The 21296-nt window shown below is 69.8% G+C and carries 15 protein-coding genes and 1 pseudogene; 11 read left to right on the top strand and 5 right to left on the bottom strand.

Annotation, left to right across the window (positions count from 1 at the left end; translation table 11 throughout):
- Window positions 1-68 precede the first annotated feature (68 nt).
- The gene (locus tag GUI43_RS04845) at window positions 69-575 is read left to right on the top strand and encodes a winged helix-turn-helix domain-containing protein (RefSeq protein WP_112589437.1); all 507 of its coding nucleotides are present in this window, start codon (window positions 69-71) and stop codon (window positions 573-575) included.
- A 73-nt stretch (window positions 576-648) separates the two neighbouring features.
- Here the strand turns inward: GUI43_RS04845 and GUI43_RS04850 are convergent, their stop codons facing one another.
- On the bottom strand, window positions 649-5073 hold the full coding sequence (locus GUI43_RS04850) for a S8 family serine peptidase (protein ID WP_112698101.1): 4425 nt from the start codon (window positions 5071-5073) through the stop codon (window positions 649-651).
- A 241-nt stretch (window positions 5074-5314) separates the two neighbouring features.
- Here GUI43_RS04850 and GUI43_RS04855 point away from each other — a divergent pair, with 241 nt between their 5' ends.
- Entirely contained in the window at window positions 5315-5839 is a 525-nt protein-coding gene (locus GUI43_RS04855) for a winged helix-turn-helix domain-containing protein (protein WP_112589433.1), read from the top strand.
- A gap of 92 nt (window positions 5840-5931) precedes the next feature.
- Entirely contained in the window at window positions 5932-6438 is a 507-nt protein-coding gene (locus GUI43_RS04860) for a VOC family protein (RefSeq protein WP_112589431.1), read from the top strand.
- Window positions 6439-6508: 70 nt separating this feature from the next.
- On the opposite strand, the gene GUI43_RS04865 is transcribed toward GUI43_RS04860, so the two are convergent.
- Window positions 6509-7399 (bottom strand): AurF N-oxygenase family protein, encoded by an 891-nt coding sequence (locus GUI43_RS04865; protein ID WP_112698102.1) that lies wholly within the window; start codon window positions 7397-7399, stop codon window positions 6509-6511.
- 48 nt (window positions 7400-7447) lie between these two features.
- On the opposite strand from GUI43_RS04865, the gene GUI43_RS04870 reads away from it, so the two are divergent.
- From GUI43_RS04870 to GUI43_RS04905, 8 genes are all read left to right on the top strand, one after another.
- On the top strand, window positions 7448-8176 hold the full coding sequence (locus tag GUI43_RS04870; RefSeq protein ID WP_112589427.1) for a TetR family transcriptional regulator: 729 nt from the start codon (window positions 7448-7450) through the stop codon (window positions 8174-8176).
- Entirely contained in the window at window positions 8173-8472 is a 300-nt protein-coding gene (locus GUI43_RS04875; RefSeq protein ID WP_112698103.1) for a DUF4873 domain-containing protein, read from the top strand. Before GUI43_RS04870 ends, GUI43_RS04875 begins: the two co-directional genes overlap by 4 nt.
- Entirely contained in the window at window positions 8473-9966 is a 1494-nt protein-coding gene (locus GUI43_RS04880; RefSeq protein WP_112698104.1) for a flavin-containing monooxygenase, read from the top strand. It abuts the gene before it with no gap.
- Complete coding sequence (locus GUI43_RS04885) at window positions 9956-10828, top strand: SDR family oxidoreductase (protein ID WP_112698105.1); 873 nt, start codon at window positions 9956-9958, stop codon at window positions 10826-10828. The genes GUI43_RS04880 and GUI43_RS04885 overlap by 11 nt, the downstream gene beginning before the upstream one ends.
- A complete protein-coding gene (locus tag GUI43_RS04890) occupies window positions 10825-11685 on the top strand; it encodes an alpha/beta fold hydrolase (protein ID WP_112698106.1) in 861 nt (286 codons plus the stop codon). The genes GUI43_RS04885 and GUI43_RS04890 overlap by 4 nt, the downstream gene beginning before the upstream one ends.
- Before the next feature lie 41 nt (window positions 11686-11726).
- Complete coding sequence (locus GUI43_RS04895) at window positions 11727-12347, top strand: acyl-CoA-like ligand-binding transcription factor (RefSeq protein ID WP_112698107.1); 621 nt, start codon at window positions 11727-11729, stop codon at window positions 12345-12347.
- Window positions 12348-12420: 73 nt separating this feature from the next.
- Complete coding sequence (locus tag GUI43_RS04900) at window positions 12421-14001, top strand: MDR family MFS transporter (protein WP_112698108.1); 1581 nt, start codon at window positions 12421-12423, stop codon at window positions 13999-14001.
- 243 nt (window positions 14002-14244) lie between these two features.
- Window positions 14245-15804, top strand: coding sequence for an OFA family MFS transporter (locus GUI43_RS04905; protein WP_112589413.1), 1560 nt, complete (start codon window positions 14245-14247; stop codon window positions 15802-15804).
- A gap of 90 nt (window positions 15805-15894) precedes the next feature.
- On the opposite strand, the gene nrfD is transcribed toward GUI43_RS04905, so the two are convergent.
- The 3 genes and pseudogenes from nrfD to fdh form a co-directional block, all read right to left on the bottom strand.
- Window positions 15895-16860, bottom strand: a complete 966-nt coding sequence (gene nrfD / locus GUI43_RS04910; RefSeq protein WP_112698109.1) for an NrfD/PsrC family molybdoenzyme membrane anchor subunit — start codon at window positions 16858-16860, stop codon at window positions 15895-15897.
- Window positions 16857-17900, bottom strand: coding sequence for a 4Fe-4S dicluster domain-containing protein (locus tag GUI43_RS04915; protein ID WP_112605577.1), 1044 nt, complete (start codon window positions 17898-17900; stop codon window positions 16857-16859). Before GUI43_RS04915 ends, nrfD begins: the two co-directional genes overlap by 4 nt.
- 30 nt (window positions 17901-17930) lie before the next feature.
- Window positions 17931-21179: pseudogene (gene fdh / locus GUI43_RS04920) on the bottom strand (formate dehydrogenase); the annotation flags it as partial.
- Between the last annotated feature and the right edge of the window lie 117 nt (window positions 21180-21296).

A 21296-nucleotide genomic window follows, 5' to 3' on the forward strand; every position in this document is an offset into this window, starting at 1 on the left:
TCGATGTTTCGGTCGGCGGTGCGAAAAATCCATCCGGAGTGAGTTGGGGAACCGGAAGGTGTTGGCAAATGCAGGGAATTCCAGTGGCCAGCCTGGTCATCGGCATCGCATCTTCGCCGGCCGAGCGGCGACATCTGGCCCGGCTGCTCGGTGGCAGTGACGCCTTCCTGATCGTCTCGACCGTCGACCAGGCACGAGAGTTCCTCGGGGTGGTCGAGGCGCCTGCCGCCCCGGCTCCCCCGACCACTGTGGCGCTCGCCGAGGTGGCGCCGAGCCCACAGCCACCGCCACCGGATCTGGCCGTCGACTCCGACCGCCGGGTGCTGCGCTGGCGCGACCAGGAGATCGACCTGACCCGGCTGGAGCATGACGTCCTGCTCTGCCTGGTGCACGCGCCCGGGCAGGTCTGGACCTACGAGCGCCTGCACCTCGAGGTCTGGGGCAACCGGCACCTCGGCCGGGGCTCCGACATGCACTCGGTGATCCGCCGGGTGCGCGGCAAGCTCGCCAGTCTCAACGCCACGGCGACGATCCACTCGGTACGCGGCGTCGGCTTCCGGCTCGCTCCCGTCTGATCACCCAGGGCGCGGTCCGGCCCGCCTGGTCGGGGACCAGGCGGGCCGGATTTATTCGGCTAGTGCTCAAGCATCAGCACTTGATGGGTGCCAACCCGAAGTTCTCCACCGTCGGAGTGGCGGTGTCGATCCGGGTCTGACGGGTCTGCGGCTTCCAGCCGTCCTTGGCCACGATCATCGTGAGCGGGTTGTTGCGGCGGTCCACCCAGTAGGCGTACTTGCCCTCGGCGTCGGTGGCGAAGGTGTACGACGCCGCCCACGAGTCGACCTGCACGACCGCGCCGGTGAGCGGCGAGGTCGCACCCTGGCAGCTGGTGCCGGTGACCGTACCCATGAGCTTGCCCCAGGTCTTCGGGGGGTTCGCGGTCATGGTCACCGCGACCGGTGCCACCGAGTACGGGGTGTTCTCGGAGATCGCGACCGCGCCGGAGTAGGTGCCCGGCTGGTCCACGTTCGCCGTCAGACCGACGGTGACGGTGACCTTCGCACCCGGTGCGAGGGTGACAGCCGACTTGTCGATGGTCATCCAGCTGACGTCGGCGGCCGACTCGGAACATCCCTCGAAGCCCGGGAGCACCTCGCTGTCCGGAGCCGCGTTGAAGCTGCCAGACGAGCCGCCGATCTTGTAGAAGCCACACGCCGCGCCGCCGCGGTACCGCGCGGTGTTGGAGTTGGGCAGGTTGGACCAGGAACCGGCGGCCGGGTCGAAGGCGAAGCCGGCGTTGCTGATGGCCCCACCCTGCGAGCCACCGACGACGAGGAGCTTGCCGCTGGCGACGGCGTACGAGCTGGCCCAGTTGTCGGCCGGCGCGTCGGCGATGGCGGTCCAGGTGTTGGCCCCCGGGTCGAAGGCGTAGCTGGACTTCTGCGCGGCGGAACCGTCGTTGCCGCCGGTGCAGTAGAGGACGCCGTCGATCCCGCCGCAGGAGGCGAAGGCCACCGACTTCGGGTAGTTGGCCATCGTCTCCCACTTGTCACCGGTGGGGTCGTACCGGACGACGCTGTTCGACATCGGCAGACAGGCGGCCGTGGTGCAGCCACCGACCGCGTACAGCTTGCCGTCGACGACGGCCTGACCGGCCGCGGCCCGCGGTGCCGGGTTGTCGGCCAGCTCGGTCCAGGTGTTGGCCCCCGGGTCGTACGACCAGGTGGCGGAGTCCGGGCCGGCGTCGGCCCAGCCGCCAGTGACAATGATCTTGCCGTTCACCACGCCCGCGGTCACTGCGTTGCGCGCGCCCGGAAGGTCGGCGATCGCCGTCCAGGTCTGCGCGGCCGGGTCGTAGGCGTAGTTCTTGGCGGTGGAGGCCTCACCGTCGCCGCCACCGAGCGAGTACACCTTGCCGTCCAGGTTCACCACCCGGTTGTCCATGATCGTGGACGGGTAGTTGGCGATGTCGGTCCACGGCGCCGCCTGCGGGCCGGCCGCCGCGGCAGCGGCCTTGGCCTCCTTGCCGGACGCCTTGGCGGCGAACGACGTCGGTACGGTGAGCCGCTGCTCCGGCGCACCGCTGGACCCGAGCACCTGCTGCCGGGTGGCAGTGGAGCCGTCCGCCCGCAGGAGTTCGAACCCGTTGTCCCGCTCACCGAACTTGACCTCGACCGGCGCGCCGCCGGTGTTGGTCACCGTGAACGACTTGCTGGTCTTGCCGTTGGGCATCTGGAGCGTCGCGCTCAGCTGCGTCGGCGTCACCGCCAGTCGACCGGCCGCGAGCTGGAAGTTCGCGGTGGTCGCCCAGTCGGCCTCGACGTCGACAGGCTTGGTCTGGCTGACGTAGTTGCCGGCGGTCGCCGTGAACGGGTGCTCGCCGGTCAGCGACGAGTAGATCCAGTAGAAGCCGTCGGCCAGCCCCGGGTCGTCCGGGGTCGCCACGGTGACGGCCTTCTCGGCGGGCCGATCCTTGCTGGTGACGGTCGCGCCGTTGACGTAGCTGTCGTCGTTCTTGTCGCGGACGTTGCCGACGACCAGACCGCCGTCGACCGGCACGCAGGTGACCTGGCTGCCGATCAGGACGTTGTCGACCTCCCACCACCACTCGTACGAGGCGTCGTAGTAGTGGAACCGAACCTGCACCTGCGCCTTACCGGCCGCCTGCGGGATCGGGATCTCGGTCAGCTTCGGTCCCCGGACGTCGGTCTCCTGCCGGAGCACGTTGGTCCAGGTGGCACCGCCGTCGATGCTGAGGTCCACGTCAGCGGTGTCGTCGTTGAGCTGGTTGAAGTCCTGGTTGAACCGGATGACCGGGGCCGTGACGCTGGTCAGGTCGACCACCGGGCTGACCAGGGACGTGTCCTGGCTGGTGCCGGCACCGTAGTTGTCGCTGTCGATCATCGCGAAGTTGCCGCTGCCGCCGGTCAGGTTGCCGCGGTCGCCGTCGTCGGTGAACTTCCAGACCTGACCGCTGCCCGCGTTGTCCACGACGGTCCAGCCGGCCGGCGTGGTCGTTGCGTCGAAGGTCTCGTACTCACCGTCGGAGCCGGTCGTGTATCCGGGCGCGGTGGTGCAGACGGTGCTGTCCACCGGCACGGCGACGTTGGCGGTGGCGTTGCCCGAGCCGACAACAACCTCCTTGGTGACGGTCTGGTAGCCCGGGTACTGCGGCTCGTACTTCAGGGTGTACGTCTGCCCGGCCGGCAGCTTGATGCTGTAGCGGCCGTTCGACGGGGTGGTGTAGTCGTAGACGCCGGACACACCCGTCACTGTCACCTTCGCGTACAACGGCCAGCCGTGGCCGGAGCCGTCGGTGACCGCTCCGGTGACGTTGACACTCGGCACCGCCGTGAGGGCGACGTCGAGCGTCGTGGTGGCGCCCTTGGTGACCGTCGCCGTCTTGCTGGTGCTCGCGTACCCGAACGCCGCGACGGCGACCTGGTAGTCGCCGGCGGGGAGTTGGGTGGAGAACTTGCCGTCGGCACCGGTGGTCAGCTCACGCTCGGACGCGCCGGTGAGCGTCAGTGTCGCGCCGGCGATCGGGGCGCCGGAGGTCGCGTCGGTGACAGTGCCGGCCAGCGTGCCGATGTCGCCGGTCGGGGCGGCGTTGAGCAACGCGAGGGCGTCCAGTCGGCCTTCGCCGTAGACGTTGTTGTCGGCGGCGGTGCCACCACACTGGTCATCGGCCTTGTCGATCGCCGCGCCGTTGAGCAGCGCGCGGGTCGCATTGACGTCGCCGACCAGCGACGGTGCCGCCGAGTACAGCAGCGCGATCGCGCCCGCGAGGTGCGGTGCGGCCATCGAGGTGCCGCTGATGCTGCCGTAGGCGCTGCCCGGGATGCTCGACCGCACGTTCACGCCCGGCGCGGAGATGTTGGGCTTGATCTCGCCGTTCTGGCCGGCGCCGCGGGCAGAGAAGCCGGCGACGTTGTTGTTGCTGTCGTACGCGCCGGTCGAGTAGTTGCTGACGAGACTGCCCGGCGAGCCACTGGTCTGGCAGGCCGGTCCGCTGTTGCCGTTGGACCAGCTGCCGAAGATCCCGGACGCGGCCCAGGCGTTCGTCACGTCCTCCATGAACGGCTCGTTGGACGGGTCCCGGGTGCCCCACGAGTTGTTGATGATGTTGGGGCGCTTGCTCGCGTCCGCGTTCTGACCGTTGAGGTCCAGCGGTTCGAGCATCCACTGACCGGATTCGACCAGAGCGGCGTCACTGGGGCAGCAGCCGTTCGCCGCGATCCACTTCACCCCGGGGGCGACACCGATCTGGTTCACGCCGTCGGAGCCGGCCATGGTGCCCATCGTGTGCGTGCCGTGGCCGTCGCCGTCGCAGGGGGCGGTGGCGCAGGCCCCGGTGGCGTTGGCGGCGTTGAACCAGTTGTAGTTGTGGTCGAACGTCCCGTCGCCGTTGTTGCCCCGGTAGGAGTTCACCAGCGCCGGGTGGTTGAACTGCACCCCGGTGTCGATGTTCGCGACGGTGATGCCCTCGCCCTTGACGCCGTACTGGGACCAGACGTCGTCGGCGTTGATGTTGGCGATGCCCCACTCCAGGGCGTTCACGGTCTTCTCGTCGGTGCCCTTGGTCGTCTCCGGCACCTTGTACGCGACCGGCGCGTAGAGGCCCTCGACCTCCGAGTGCCCGGCGAACTTCTGGGCCATCGCCAGCGAACCGCTGTTCACCTTGATGGCGTTGGTGGCCCAGAAGGTCTGGTATTTGGTGCCCGAGCTGTCGAGGTCGGCCCGGATCTTGCCCTGGCTCGCGGCGGCGGTCTTGCGCAGCGCGTCCGCCACCGCCGTGCCACGCTTCGACCAGTCCTTGATGGCGCTGGCCTTGCTCAGGTCCGCCCGGTCCTTGAACCGGATCCAGAAGTCCCCTTCACTCTTGGCCTGGAGCTGCTTGGCGAGCTCCGGTCGGATCTTGTCCCCGGTCTGGGCGCCCGCCCCCATCGCACCGCCCGGCGCAGCCTGCGCGCCCGAGCTGATCGTGGCCAAGCATGTCGCGGCGAGGATCGTCGCCGCGCCGGCGCTCACCAGTGATCTGGCCGCGCGCCGCCATTGTGGACGTCTGAACATCGGTGCTGCCTCCCTCAGAACGACCCAGGGTGTAAATGGGCCATGGTGGACCTCCCCCATGCACCGCGCGGGTCACGCCGGTTGCCCGAGTGGACACTATGATCGAGAAGAACGGACGATCAAGAACTTGCCGTGAGCAACTTGTCGCTAAGAGTTGCCCTGGCTGGCGGCACGCTTGCCAATCATTGTCAGAACCGTGACGAGAGCTGGGCAGGGATGCCCATCGATCCCGGGTGGTGCGGTGGCCGAGGACGAGGCAACGGTGAACAGGGGCGATCCGGCCGACGAGCCGTTCCCACTGCTGATCGCGGTGACCCCGTCGCCAGCCGAGCGCATCCGGCTCGCGGAGCTTCTCGACGGCATCGCACCGCTGCTGCTGGTGTCCGACCTCGATGAGCTGCGCCGGCTGATCGCCGCTCCGCAGCAGGCAGCCGCCCCGTCCGAACCGGCGCCGGTCGCCGCACTGGTGATCGACTCCGCCCGCTCCAGCGCCCGCTGCGGACAACGTGAGATCGACCTCACCCGCCTGGAACACGACCTGCTGACCTGCCTGATCACCGAGCCGGCCCGGGTCTGGAGCTACGCCGAGTTGCACCGGTCGGTCTGGGGTGACGAGGGGCGCGAACGCAAGGCGGACGTGCAGTCGCTGGTCAAGCGGCTGCGCCGCAAGCTGCACGACCTGGGCACCGGGGCCACCATCGATGTCGTCCGCGGTGTGGGGCTGCGGTTGACCGATCACCAGCAGGCGCGGGTCGAACGGGCCTGACAGCGAGGTCGCATGAACTGATCTCACCCGGGGTACGCCAGGAAGATCAGCATCGACACAGGCGACGAAGAGCGCTGGTAAGGAGAGTCAGGATGCCATTCCCCAATCCCGCGACCGTGTCCATCGGGCTGAAGAAGGCCGCGCACGTCGGGATCGCGGTGAGTGACCTCGACCGCTCGGTCGCGTTCTACCAGGCCCTGCTCGGCGCGGAACCGGTCGTTCGGGACGAGAACATGCACGGCACCGGTTTCGCGCAGTCACAAGGGTTGCCGACGACGAAGCTGCGGTACGCCACGTTCAACCTCGACAACCTCGGGATCGACCTGATCCAGTTTCAGGAGCCGGTCGGTGACGCCGCCCAGGTGGCGGCCAACCGGCCCGGCTCGATGCACCTGTGCTTCCACGTGGACGACGTGCGCGCGGTCTACGACCGGATGAGCGAGGCCGGGTTCGAGTTCCTCGGACAGCCGTACACGTTCGCGTCCGGCGAGGTGGAGCCGCCAGCGGCGGTCGGCACCGAGGTCGCGTACTTCAACGACCCGGACGGGACGAACCTGGAGATCATCGCGCCGAAGGGTGGCTTCGCCCGCAGCGAGTGAGCCGACACGGGCGGCGTGGGGGGTCAGGCCGGGAACGGCCCCCCACGCCGCTCACTCCAGGGACAACGGGTCAGATCAGCCCGGCCCGGGCCCACAGCAGACGCCCCGGCCCGGCCACCAGGCCAACGTCCGCCAGGTGGGCGTGCACCCGCGCCGCGGACCAGCGGAGGGTGGCGCGCCAGTGCGGGTTGGCGCGGGCAGCGGCCCGACCGACCGCCGGCGGAATGCCCACGGCCGCGTACACGTCGGGATGGACGAGGCGGTTGGCGATCGTGCAGGCGGCGCGACCGACCAACAGTCGGGCGTACGCCATGCCCACCGGGCCGGTGGCCGCGACCTCGGCGGCCAGTTCTTCGCGGGCGAACCGGACGTGCCGCGCCTCCTCCACCACGTGGATGCGGGAGACCATCCGGATGAGCGGCTGGAGTGACTCGTCCGCCATGATCTCGCGCTGGAACGCGTCGAGGATCTCCTCCGCGATGAGGATCGCGGCGTACATCCGGGGGCCGCTGGCGGTGGCCTTGAGGAAGCGCCCGAGGTGGTGGTCCACGGTGCTCGCGCGGTAGACCGGACAACCCATCGCCTCGATCAGCCGGCCGAACATGATGGAGTGCCGGCACTCGTCGGCGACCTCGGTCAACGCGTACTGGGCCTGCCGGCTGGTCGGGTCGGCACGGTAGTACTCCCGGATCAGCATCTGCATGAGGATCGTCTCGAACCACAGCCCGGCGCTGGCCGCGCTGGCCACCTCGTGCCTGGTCAGCTCGACGCGCTGCTCCTCGCTGAGCTGCTCCCACAGTGGCGTGCCGTAGAGGCTGCTGCGCTGTGGCGGGAGCCAGTAGGCGCCGGGGGTGTGCGGGGCGTCCCAGTCGATCTCGACGGTGGGGTCGTAGCTGGTCCGCAGTGAGGACGTGAGCAGTCGCTCGGCGACCGCCGCGCGCCCGGTTTCCGCCGCCTCCATGGCTCCTCCATATTGACGTGACGACCAGTAACTGTTACGAGTAGTAGCATGCAATCGCCGCTCACCGATGTCAATGCGTCCGACCCGTCGGCCACGCCCCCCGACGGCAGTCCGAAGGCGAAGGGCAACGGCCGCCGAGACCGTTGGGCAGACCATCGTGAGCAACGACGGCAGGAATTGGTCGGTGCCGCGGTGCAGGCGCTGCTGCGGCACGGGCCGGAGGTCGACATGGAACAGGTGGCCGCCGCCGCGGGCGTCAGCAAACCGGTCCTGTACCGCTACTTCGCCGACAAGTCGCAGCTCTGGGTCGCGGTCAGCGAGGTGGTCGCGGCCCGGATGGTCGACACCATCGCGCCCGCCGTCGAACAGGTCCGCGAGGAACGTGGCCTGGTCGAGGCGACGATCGACGCCTACCTGGGCGTGATCGAGTCGGAGCCGAGGCTCTACCGGTTCCTGATCCACCAGTCCGGCGACCCCGGCATCCACCAGGTGATCGCCGGCACCAGCCGGCAGGTGGCCGCCGGGCTCGCCCGGGTGATCGGCGACCGACTACGCACGCTGGGCCTGGACGCCGGTCCCGCCGAGCCCTGGGCGTACGGCCTGGTGGGTTTCGTGCAGGCGGTCGGCGACTGGTGGACCACGCACGGCCAGCCGATCAGCAGGGCCGCCCTCACCGACTACCTGACCACTCTGCTGTGGAGCGGCATCGAAGGGGTGCGAGCCAGCGCCGACCTGCCGCACGAGCTCACCCGCGCCCACGAGCGGATCGTGCCGTGAGCTACCACGGCCCGGCGGGTGTCGAGGGCACCTCGGTCCGGGTGCACCTCAGCGGGCGGTGGGAGCCGGTCGACGGCCGCTTCCACTGGGGCGGCCGGATCGAGCCCGAGCCACGGATGGCTCACCTGCTGCGCTCCGGCCGGCGCGACGTCGAGTTGCGCATCGCCGACCGCGTCCGGGCGGCCCGACTGGCCGAGGTCGATCCGTGGGGCGGCGTACGAATCACCGGCGTGGGCGATCCGCCCTGGCCACCCGTGGCCGACCCGACCTGTGCGCCTGAGCTCACGGAGGAGTGAATGGAGACAGACGTTGCCATCATCGGCGCCGGCTTCGGCGGCCTAGGCGCCGCCATCCGCCTACAGCGGGCCGGCTTCACCGACTTTCTCGTCTTCGACCGGGGTACGGACGTCGGCGGCACCTGGCGTGACAACAGCTATCCGGGCTGCGCCTGCGATGTCCCGTCGCACCTCTACTCGTTCTCCTTCGCCCCCAACCCCGGCTGGTCGAACACGTTCTCCGGCCAGCCGGAGATCTGGGACTACCTGCGCGGCTGCGTCGACCGCTTCGGGATACGCCCCAGGTTGCGGTTGCGCCACGAGGTGCGGGAGGCGAGATGGGACGAGCAGCGCCAACGCTGGCTGTTGCGCACCTCGGGCGGCGACCACAGCGCCCGGGTCCTGATCTGTGCCGCCGGCCCGCTCAGCGACCCGGCCATCCCCGACCTGCCCGGGATCGACGAGTTCGCCGGCACGGTGTTCCACTCCGCCCGTTGGCGGCACGACCACGACCTGGCCGGCCGGCGCATCGCGGTGATCGGCACCGGCGCCTCGGCCGTCCAGTTCGTGCCACAGATCCAGCCGACGGTCGAGAAGCTGACGCTCTTCCAGCGCACTCCCGCCTGGATCATGCCGAGGCTGACGCGCCGGATCAGCGGGGTCGAGCAGGCCGCGTTCCGCACAGTGCCCGGCGCACAGCGGGCCGCCCGGGCAGGGCTCTACCTGGTACGCGAGAGCATGGGCCTGGGCTTCCTGCACCCGGCGGTCAACCGCCTCGCCTCGCGCCTGTCAGTGCGTACGCTGCGGCGTCAGGTTCCCGACCCGAGCCTGCGGGACAAGCTCACCCCCCGGTACGCGATGGGCTGCAAGCGGGTGCTGATCTCCAACGACTACTGGCCGTCGCTCACCCGACCGAACGTCGACGTGGTCACCGCCGGCATCGCCCGGATCGTGCCGGACGGTCTCGTCACCGACGACGACGTCCACCACCGGGCGGACACGATCATCCTCGGGACCGGCTTCCACGTCACCGACTCCCCCGTCGTCCGGCGCATCCACGGTCGGGGCGGGCGCAGCCTGGGCGACGCGTGGACCCCCAGCATGCGCGCGTACCGGGGCACGACCATCGCCGGTTTCCCCAACCTGTTCTTCCTGCTCGGCCCGAACACCGGGCTCGGGCACACCTCGGTGGTGCTGATGATCGAGGCACAGCTGCATCTGGTGCTCGCGGCCCTGCGTCACATGCGGGCCACTGGCATTCAGGCCATCGAGCCCACCGCCCAGGCGCAACGACGCTGGACCGAGCGGGTCGACCAGAAGATGGCCGGCACCGTCTGGCAGACCGGCTGTTCGAGCTGGTACCTCGACACCACCGGCCGCAACACCACCATCTGGCCGGGCTTCGCCACCAGCTTCCGGATGCGGCTGCGCCGGTTCCGCCCGGCCGACTACCAGATCGTCTCGACCGGCAGCACCCCCAACGAACCGGAGCGGGAGCACGCCGATGCGGTATGACCTGGCGGGCAAGATCGTGCTCATCACCGGCGCGGCGCGCGGCATCGGGGCACAGCTGGCCCGCGAGGCCGTCGCCCGCGGGGCCCGGGTCGCCCTCGTCGGCCTCGAAGGCGAGCTGCTCGAACGGCTCGGCGCCGACCTCGACGCGCACTGGTACGAGTGTGACGTCACCGATCAGGCGGCGTTGGACGCGGCGGTGGCCTCCACTGTGGACCGCTTCGGTGGCCTCGACGTGGTCGTGGCCAACGCGGGCATCGCGAACCTCGGCACCGTCGCCGTGGGACCTGTCGACGCGCTGGTCCGTACCGTCGAGGTGAACCTCTGCGGCGCGATCCGCACGGTCAGCGCGGCGCTACCTCACGTCGCCGCCGCCCGGGGCCACGTCCTGATCGTCTCGTCGGCTGCCGCTTTCACGGCCATGCCCGGGATGGCCGCCTACTGCGCGTCCAAGGCGGGTGTGGAGCAGTTCGCCAACGTGCTGCGCCTGGAGACCCGCCCACGCGGCGTCACCGTCGGCACGGCGCATCCCATCTGGATCGACACCGACCTGGTCCGCGACATCCGTGACGACCTGGCGTCGTTCCGCACCGCGCTGGGCCGGTTGCCGTGGCCGCTGTCCACCGTCGTACCCGTCGAGCAGTGCGTCGAGGCCCTGCTCCACGGCATCGAGCGGCGCAAGCGCAAGGTGTACGTGCCACGGTCGCTCGCCCTGGTGCAGGCGCTGCGGCCGGTGGTGCTGAGCGGCCTCTCGGACGCGTTAATCAACCGGTTCGGCGGCCAGACCATGGTCGGCCAGATGGAGGACGAGGTACGCCAGCTCGGGCGTTCCTTCGGCAGGACGTCGGTGGGAGAGCGGTCATGAGCATTCATTTCCGACGTGCTGGCAGCGGTGAGCCGCTCGTGCTCATCCACGGTATCGGTCACCGCCATCAGGCGTGGGAGCCGGTGTTCGACAGGCTGACCGCCCACCACGAGGTGATCGCGCTCGACCTACCGGGCTTCGGGAACTCTCCGGTGCCCGGCACCGGCATGCCCGCCGACATGGCCGCCACCGTGGCCGGGGTCCTGCCGGCACTGACCGAGTGGGGGCTGAAGCGTCCGCACGTCGCCGGCTACAGCCTCGGTGGAGCGATCGCCCTGGAGCTTGCCGCCACCGGGGCGGTCGCCTCGGCCACCGCCTTCTCCCCCGCCGGCTTCTTCACAGCGGCGGAGCGCCGCCGGGCGCTGGCCATCCTCCGGATGCTGCGGGCCAACTCGTACCTGCCCGCCCCGATCATGCGGGTCGCACTGCGCTCGGCGTACCTGCGGGCGTTGTGCTTCGCGCCGCTGATGGCCCGCCCGACGCTGCTGGATGTCGAGCGCGCGCTGGGCGACGCGCTCGCGCTGCGACGCGGGGCCGGCTTCAACGCCGTGGCCCGAGCCGCCCGCGACTACCGCTTCGACTGCCCTCGGTTGTCCGACGCGACGGTGCCGGTGACCATCGGCTGGGGGGACTGCGACCGGATCTTCGGCGTCCACCAGGCCGAGCGCGCCCGGGCGGGCCTGCCGGCGGCGCGGGTGGTGACGTTGCCCCGTTGCGGGCACGTGCCGATGAGCGACGACCCGGACCTGGTAGCCGCGCTCATCCTGGAGACCACCGGCGCCGTGCCCCGCACCGAACGACCGGATCCGTCGGTCTCCGCCCAGGTCACGAGTCAGGAAGATCACTTCACACTCTAAAAACTTGCAGACTGTGCAAGTTCGCTCCTAATCTCGCCCGCGTGACCGACACCGACCACGCTGCGCCCGGGCGTCGCGACCGCAAAAAAGCGCAGACGCGGGCCGCGCTGACCGCCGCCGCGCTACGGCTGGTCGCGGAACGCGGCCTGGAGCACGTCACGGTGGAGGAGATCAGCGAGGCCGCGGACGTGTCCTCACGGACCTTCTTCAACTACTTCACCTGCAAGGACGAGGCCCTCACCGACGATCCGGCACTCGACGGCAACCCGGTCGTGGCGCGTCTGGCAGCCGCCCCCGCGCAGGTGTCGGCGTTGCAGGCCGTGCGGGTCGCCCTCGACGAGTCGGTCGACTCGATCCAGGCCGACCGGGAGTTGTGGCGGCTGCGACTGACGGTCATCACCCAGAACCCCGCGCTGCTGCCCCGGCTGGTGGCCGGCAACAGCGCGACCGAGCAGGCCATGGTCGCGGTCGTCGCCACCCGCCTCGGCGTCGGCCTCGACCACGGCCATCCGCCGCTAGTCGTCGCTGTCGCCGGTGCCGCCTTCCGCACCGCGATGCTGCGCTGGGCCGCCGGTAACGACGACCGGCCCCTGCACGACTTCGTCGACGAGGCGTTCGCCGCGATCGCCGCCGGCCTACCTGATCCGCCGGCCCTCTCCTGACCCGCCAGCCCCTGCCCCGCCGCATCAGCTCCGGGGTCAGTCACTCCGCCACAAACCCGACAAGGGAGCGTCAATGACCACCACCGTCCCGCCCGCCGACACCGCCGACGTCGGCACGCGCATGTCGCGTCGGGAGGTTCTGCAGGCCCTTTCCGGCCTGATGGTCGGCATGTTCGTGTCCATCCTCGCCTCCACTGTGGTGGCGAACGCGCTGCCACGGATCATCGCGGATCTGAACGGCAGCCAGACCGTCTACACGTGGATCGTCACCAGCGAACTGCTCGCCATGACGGCGACGGTGCCGCTGTGGGGCAAGATGGCCGACCTGTACAGCAAGAAGCTGCTGATCCAGTTGTCGCTGGGACTGTTCGTGGTGGGTTCACTCATCGCGGGCTTCACGCCGAACGTCGAGGTTCTGCTGCTCAGCCGGGTCGTCCAGGGCATCGGCGCCGGCGGCATGACGGCGCTGGCCACGATCGTCATGGCGGCGATGATCCCGCCACGTGAGCTGGGCCGCTACGCCGGCATCTTCGGCGCGGTCTTCGGTGTGGGCACCATCGCCGGTCCGCTGATCGGCGGCCTGCTCGTCGACACGTCATGGCTGGGCTGGCGGTGGTGCTTCCTGATCGGCGTCCCGTTCAGCATCATCTCCATCGCCCTGCTCCAGCGCACCCTGCACCTGCCGGTCGTCCGCCGCAAGGCGAAGATCGACTGGCTGGGCGCCCTGCTCATCACCTCGGGCGTCTCCACCCTGCTGATCTGGTCGTCCCTCGCCGGCAACAAGTTCGACTGGGCCTCCGGCTGGACGGCCCTGATGGTCATCGGCGGGCTGGTCCTGCTGGCGCTGGCCGTGGTCGTCGAGTCGCGGGCGGCGGAGCCGATCGTCCCGCTGAGCATCTTCCGCAACCGCACTGTCTCCCTGGCCACCATCGCCAGCGTGCTGGTCGGTGTCGCGATGTTCGGCGGCACCGTCTTCCTGTCCCAGTACTTCCAGATCTCGCTGGGCAAGTCGCCCACCGTCGCGGGCCTGATGAGCCTTCCGATGATCTTCGGTCTGCTCGTCTCGTCGACGGTGGCCGGCCAGCTCATCACGAAGTACGGCCGGTGGAAGGCGTACCTGGTGGCCGGTGCCGCGGTGATGACCGTCGGGATGCTGCTGTTGGGCACCATCGACGCCAACACCAGCGTCGTCGTGCTGTCGATCTACATGGCCGTGCTGGGCGTCGGCGTCGGCATGCTCATGCAGAATCTCGTGCTCGCCGCGCAAAACGACGTGCCGGCCCACGAGCTCGGTGCCACCACCTCCGTGCTGACGTTCTTCCGCAGCATGGGCGGCGCGATCGGAGTCAGCGCCCTCGGCGCGGTCCTGGCAAGTCGGGTGACCTCGCTGACGACCGACCGGCTCGGCCCGGCGGCGACCGCCGGGGGTGGCTCCGCCGAGGTGCCCGACCTGTCCACCCTGCCCGAGCCGGTGCTGCGCATCGTGCAGGACGTGTACGGCATCGCCACCGCGGACCTCTTCCTGGTCGGCGCGCCGATCGCACTGCTCGCGCTGATCGTCGTGCTGTTCATCAAGGAGAAGCCGCTGCACACCCTCAGCGGGGACGAACGACGCGCCCAGGAGGAGGCGGCCGCAAAGGTCGCGATTCACTGAGCCGTACGCCAGCAGGGCGAGGGCGGGCCGGTTGGCCCGCCCCCGCTCTGCGCCCGGTTCCGCGTTTCTCGGTAATGACATGGTGTGAACCCATTGCCACGTAACGTGAGATTGAGCCGGTCAACGGCTGACGCCAGACGTGCGCCGGGCCGCCACTGCGGCGGCGCCGCTCGGCCAACTGCCGGGTCGGACAGCTCGGCAACGTCGCGGCCTGTTCGGCCGCAGGAGGTGTGGACGATGCCCATGCTGTCGGTCTTCGATCCCCGGCACACTGTCGCTCCCCCGGGATACAGCCGCTGGCTCATCCCGACCGCGGCACTGGCCGTGCACGTGTGCATCGGCCAGGTCTACGCGACGAGTGTCTACAAGAACTCCCTCATCGCGCACTTCGACGTCAGCCAGACGGCGATCGGGGCGATCTTCAGTATCGCCATCGTCATGCTGGGCTCGTCGGCGGCGGTGGGTGGCCGTTGGGTGGAGCGGAACGGACCGCGCCGGGCGATGTTCGTCTCGGCGTGCTTCTGGGCCGTCGGTTTCCTGGTCGGCGCGCTCGGCATCGCGACCCAACAACTCTGGCTCCTCTACCTCGGATACGGCGTCATCGGCGGCATCGGGCTCGGCATCGGCTACATCTCGCCCGTCTCCACACTGATCAAGTGGTTTCCGGACCGCCCCGGCCTCGCCACCGGGCTGGCCATCATGGGGTTCGGCGGCGGCGCCCTGGTCGCCGGCCCCCTCGCGCGCCAACTGCTCTCCCTCTACGACTCCGGCTACAACCCCAGCAACCCGGCCGCCGTGGCGTCGGGCAGCGCCCTCGTGGCGCTCTTCGTCACGTTCGGCATCGGCTATTTCGTGATCATGATGTTCGGCCCGTTCAACGTCCGGGTTCCGGCGCCCGACTGGCGGCCCGCCGGGTTCGATCCTGCGAGCGTCGCCGCCCGGCCTCTGGTGACGACGGCGAGCGTGTCCGCGTCGAACGCCGTGCGTACCCGGTCGTTCTGGTTGCTGTGGATCGTGCTGTTCTGCAACGTCACAGCGGGCATCGGCATCCTGGAGCAGGCAAGCCCGATGATCCAGGACTTCTTCCGGGACAACGGGACCGCCACCACGGTCTCGGTGACGGCGGCGGCCGGTTTCGTGGGAGTGCTGTCGCTGTTCAACATGGCTGGCCGGTTCGTCTGGTCGACGACGTCGGACCTCATCGGCCGCAAGCCCATCTACATGGTCTACCTCGGCGTCGGCATGGTGCTGTACCTGCTGCTCGCCGTGGCCGGCCACTCCGCGACCGCGGTCTTCGTGCTGATCGCCGCCGCGATCATCTCCTTCTACGGCGGTGGCTTCGCCACAATGCCCGCCTACCTGCGTGACCTGTTCGGCACCTTCCAGGTCGGGGCCATCCACGGCCGGATCCTCACCGCCTGGTCGGCCGCGGGTGTCGCCGGCCCGCTGATCGTCAACGGGATCCTCGACACCCAGGGCAAGCCCGGCACCCTCACCGCGTCGGCGTACCGGCCCGCGCTGTTCACCATGGTCGGCATCCTCGCCATCGGGTTCATCGCGAACCTGCTGGTCCGTTCCGTGCCCGATCGGTTCCACGAACCGAACCGAGGACCGACCTCGCCCGTGGCGAAGGCCACCGTCACCGAGCCGGTCGCTCTCGGGCGGGACAGCCAGCCGCCCGCGCCGCCGCGCGTCGGTAGCCAGACCGGTCGGCTCTGGTTGTCGTGGCTGCTGGTCGCGGTGCTACTCGGGTACGGCATCGTCCAGACCGCCATCACCGCCGCGAAGCTGTTCACTGGCTGACGCGCGGCGGCCCATCACCGCCAGACCCTTTGCATCGCAACGGAAGGCGCCCCTCGAAAGGGGCGCCTTCCTTCCGTTCCGCCGATCCGCTCAGAGCCGGGTCACCGACCGGTTCTCGTTGAGCCGCTCCCGTTGTGGCACGACCGTGTACTTCGGATCGCGGGCCGACACCCTTCCCGCTTCGAAGACGCCGAACCGGGTGGCGACCGACGATGCCACGAGGGCGGCGCCGGAGATCGCCGCCAGGACCCGGCTGCGTCGACTGAGCAGCGCGGTGGCGGCGCCCACGGCGAGCAGGACGCGTCCCGCCTTGACCAGCCGGCCGCTGCGTCCGTGCGTGTAGGGCTCGCTGGTGAGGCCCTGCCGCTCCAGCTGGTGCCCTCCGCCAAACTCGATGGCCGCGGCGGCCAGGGCGAGTCGTCGCAGTGGGGCGGTCTCCGCGGCCGGTGCCGCGATCAAGCCGACCCCGGACGCGGCGGCGAGCGCGCTGCCGGCGAAGACGAACGGCAGCGACGGGTAGGCGTCGTGCCAGGACGGCACCGCCGTGTCGGCGAGCAGCACCCCGGTGTACGTCGCCAGCGCCGGCGCGGTGGCCGCCGCAGCCAGGCCGGCGACGTTGCCGATGGGCGGCGCGATCCGACGGGCGAGGCCGAGCACACCGTGCTGCGGAAGCAGCGGCGCGAGCTCGGCGACCGCGGCCACGCCGGCCATCGGGCCGAACGCGGCGAGAATCCAGGTGCCGACCGACATCGGCGAGGTCACCTTGGCCACCCGGAGCATGTGATGGAACCGGGCCGGCCGGCCGAGGTCGTGGACCAGCAGGTAGGTGCTGGCGGCGACGCCACCGAGGGCAGTCCAACGGCCCACAGTGCGCAGCGCGGGTCGTCCGGTCAGTTGGGCGCCCGCGCCGATCAGCGCACTTCCGGCGGCGAGGCCTCCGGTGAACAGGTATCCGGCGATGTCGTACTTCCACACCGGCGGCTTCAGTACCGGTCGGCCGTAGTAGGAGGCGAAGTCGGCCGGCGGCACCGTGAGTTGCTCGCCGCCGCGGGTCATCGCCGCCTGCCCAGGAACGAGACCGCCGCGGCGACCGCCATCGTCATCGCCGCCAGGCCGGCACGCTTCCACATGGCCGGCAGGTCACGGGTGGTCACAATCGGGTCCGGTGGCAGCCCGTACACCTCCGGCTCGTCCAGCAGCAGGAAGAACGCTCCATCACCACCGACACCGTCGTTCGGGTCGTGCCCGTACAACCGCGCCTCCGGCACGCCCCGCTCATGCAGCTTCGCCACCCGCGCGGCGGCCCGCTCCCGCAACTCGTCCAGTTCCCCGTACTGGATCGACTCCGTCGGGCACGCCTGCGCACACGCCGGCGTCATGCCGACGCCGAGCCGGTCGTAGCACAGCGTGCACTTCCACGCCCGACCATCATCCTTGCGCTGATCAATGACGCCGTACGGGCAGGCGGAGATGCAGTAGCCGCAGCCGTTGCAGATGTCCTCCTGCACCACCACGGTGCCGAACTCCGTCCGGAACAGGGAACCTGTCGGGCAGACATCCAGGCAGGCGGCGTGGGTGCAGTGCTTGCACACATCCGACATCATCAACCAGCGAAAATCCGTCCGTCCCTCCGCGCCCGAACCCCTCCCCGGCGGCTGCGCACCCGGCATCCCCAGAAACTCCGGCCCGCCCGACATGCGGGCCGCCGCGGCGGGTGAGCCGGTGGGCAGGCCGGGGTCCGTTCCGGTGTCGGTGCTGGTACGCGCGCCGACCGCAGCCGTCACCGGGCTGATCGCCGGCCCGTCCGGGTCCCCCTCGAACGCCGGAGTCGCCCAGCCCACCGATCGGGGCTGCTCCACGAACGCGACGTGCCGCCACGAGTTGGCGGTCAACGCGCCCGTGTTGTCGTACGACATGCCCAGCAGGTCGAGCCCACTCTCGGGGACGCCGTTCCACTCCTTGCAGGCCACCTCGCACGCTTTGCAGCCGATGCAGACGCTGGTGTCGGTGAAGAACCCCATCCGTGGCGGCGGGTTCTCGTAGCCGGCGTCCGGTGCGGGGTCCAGCGGCCCGTACAGGGCGTTGGCGTGGGGCATCGGTCAGGCCTCCTGGTCGCTGCTGCTGTCGGCGACGTCGGTCGTGACCATCGGCGGGTATCGGTGGACGAGGTTTCCCGACCGCCGCCGGTAGTCGATGACGAGGTCCACCAGGTCCTGTCCTCTGGGGCGTGGTCCGGGCCGGACGTCGCACGTGCCGACCTTGCTCTCCTGAATCAGGACGTTGGGGTCGAGGGTGATGCCGAACAGGTCGTTGGCCGAGTCGCCGGTCACCAGGCCCTCGTACCCGAAGTGGTACGGCAGCCAGAGCTGGTGGATGATCCGGCCATCCACCCGCAGAGGCGTCACGCGGTCGGTCACCAGCACCTTCGCCTCGACCGCCGCCCGGCTGGTGACCAGGTGGGCCCAGCCCAGGTGACTCAACCCTCGCAGGGCCGCCAACTCCGGCGACACCTCGACGAACATCTCGGGTTGCAGCTCGGCCAGCGGTGACACCGTCCGGCTCATCCCGCCGGCGGTGTGGTGCTCGGTGAGCCGGCTGACAGTGAACACGTACGGGAACACCTGGCTGTGCTCCTGCGGCGGGCTCGGGTTGAGCGTGTTGATCGGGTGGGTGTAGACCTTGCGGGTCGGGTTGGCCTGCTGGCGGTAGAGCGGGTTGCGCACCGGCGACTCGACCGGCTCGTAGTGGGTGGGCATCGGTCCGTCGAGCACCCCGGTCGGCGCGTACAGCCAGCCTTTGCCGTCGCCCTGAAGGATGAACGGGTCGTCGCCGGCGATGCCCGCCACACCCGAGGCGTCGTGCGCCGGCCGGTAGGACGGCGGTTTGGTCTTTTCGAAGTCCGGTACGTCGTAGCCGGTCCACTCGCTCTTGTCCGCGTCCCACCAGACGTAGCGTTTGCGCTCACTCCACGGGTTGCCGTCCGGGTCGGCGGACGCACGGTTGTAGAGGATGCGCCGGTTCGCCGGCCACGCCCAACCCCACTCGGGTGCCACCAGGGACTGCTCCGAGCCGGGTTTGCGGCGGGCCGCCTGGTTGACGCCGTCGGCGTACACCCCGGTGTAGATCCAGCAACCGCCGACGGTGGTGCCGTCGTCCTTCATCTCGGTGAACGACGCCAGCGGCCGGCCGGTCGCCACGTCGTACCCGTTGATCTCGCGCAGCACCGCCTCGGCGCTCGGCTCGGCGGTCGGGCCGTGCGTGGGGTAATCCCAGGCGAGGTCGAGCAGCGCACGGTCGCGCGGCTTCGTCGACGTCGCCAGCCGTTCCCGGATGACGCGACCGAGATGGTAGAAGAACCAGAGTTCGGAGCGGGCGTCGCCTGGTGGCTCGACGGCCTTCTCCCGCCACTGCAACAGCCGTTGGGTCTGGGTGAAGGTGCCCTCCTTCTCCACGTGGGAGGCGGCCGGTAGGAAGAACACCTCCGTGCGGCACCGCTCGGGCACGATCTCGCCGGTCTCGATCTCCGGCGCGTTCTGCCAGAACGTGGCGCTCTCGATCATGAACAGGTCGCGGACCACGAGCCAGTCGAGGTTGGCCATGCCGAGACGCTGCGCCCGGCCGTGCGCCGACCCGACCGCCGGGTTCTGCCCGAGCAGGAAATAGCCCTTGATCTTGCCGTCGATCATGTCGAGCACCTGCTGGTAGGTGCCGTGGTCCCCGGTCATCCGGGGCATGTACCCGTAGCAGTAGTCGTTGTCGGCGGTGGCGGCGTCGCCCCAGTACGCCTTGAGCAGGTTGACGCCGTAGGTGCGGGCGTTGCCCCAGAAGCCCTTCTGGCCGGGGTGCGCGATGCTGTTCACCCACTCGTCCAGGGTCGGGTGATTGGCGTGATGCGGCATCGGCAGGTAGCCCGGAAGCAGGTTGAACAGCGTCGGGATGTCAGTGGACCCCTGGATGCTGGCGTGCCCGCGCAGGGCCATCACCCCACCGCCCGGGCGGCCCACGTTGCCCAGCAGGAGCTGGATGATCGCGCCGGTGCGGATGTACTGCACGCCGACGCTGTGCTGCGTCCAGCCCACCGAGTAGACGAGCATGCCGGTCCGGTCCCGGCCGGAGTTCTCCGTCCACGCCCGGGCCAGTTCGAAGAACTTCTCCTGCGGGATGCCGCAGACCCGTTCCACCATCTCCGGGGTGTAGCGGGCGAAGTGTCGCTTGAGGATCTGGTAGACGCAGCGCGGGTGCTGCAACGTCTCGTCCCGTTCGGTCTCGCCGCCGACAGGCGCGCCGTGCGACTCGTTCTCCAGCCCGGCCGCCGTCTCCCGCTGCGTCTCGCTGTCGCGTGTCGTCCGGTTCTGCGAGTGCCCCTCGTACCGCCAACTGGCCTGGTCGTAGGTGGCGTTGTCGTCGTTGAAGCCGGAGAAGAGGCCGTGCATGTCCTCGGTGTCGGCGTACTCCTCGGTCACGATGGTCGCGGCGTTGGTGTAGGCGACGACGTACTCCCGGAAGTCCAGCTCGTTGTCGAGGATGTAGCGCACCACCCCGCCGAGCAGCGCGATGTCGGTGCCCGCCCGGATCGGCAGGTACGAGTCAGCCAGCGCGCTGGTGCGGGTGAACCGCGGGTCGACGTGGAAGACCTTCGCCCCGCGACGCTTGGCCTCCATCACCCACTGGAAGCCCACCGGGTGCGCCTCGGCCATGTTCGAGCCCTGGATGACGATGACGTCGGAGTTCGACAGGTCCTGCTGGTACTGGGTGGCGCCGCCACGACCGAAGCTGGTCCCCAGACCGGGGACGGTGGAGGAGTGTCAAATACGGGCCTGGTTCTCGATCTGGAGCGCCCCCATCGCGGTGAACAACTTCTTGATGAGGTAGTTCTCCTCGTTGTCCAGCGTCGCCCCACCCAGGCTGGAGATACCCAGCGTCCGGTTGAGCGGTCGACCCTCGGCGTCAACGTCCTCCCAGGTCTCGTCCCGGGCGGCCAGGACCCGATCGGCGATCATGTTCAGCGCCGTGTCGAGGTCGAGGTCCTCCCACTCGGTGCCGTACGGCCGGCGGTAGCGGACCATGGTCTGCCGCAGCGGGCTGGTGACCAGGCTCTTGCTGGCCGCGCCCTTCGGGCAGAGCCGACCCCGCGAGATGGGGCTGTCCGGATCGCCCTCGATCTGACTGACCTGCCCGTCCTTCACGAACACCCGCTGACCACAACCAACAGCGCAGTACGGGCACACGGACCGGGCCATCGAATCGGCGGTGTCGGTGCGGGCGGTGAGCGCGCGGGACCCGTCGGACTTCGCCGCGGCACCCCGGCCCAGCGGGTCCGTGCCGGTGAGCTGGCGATAGACCGGCCAACCCTCGAACCAGCTGCGCACCCCCATCGCCGCACCTTCCCGACCAATCCCGCCAAATATGAACACTCTGACGTTAGATGAGGTGCCGGCCCGGTCGCAGCGGGATCACAAACAGTCATGCCTTTCCCAGCCCCTTGGTGCGGG

The sequence above is a fragment of the Micromonospora noduli genome (assembly GCF_003264365.1).
Taxonomy (GTDB): Bacteria; Actinomycetota; Actinomycetes; order Mycobacteriales; family Micromonosporaceae; genus Micromonospora; species Micromonospora noduli.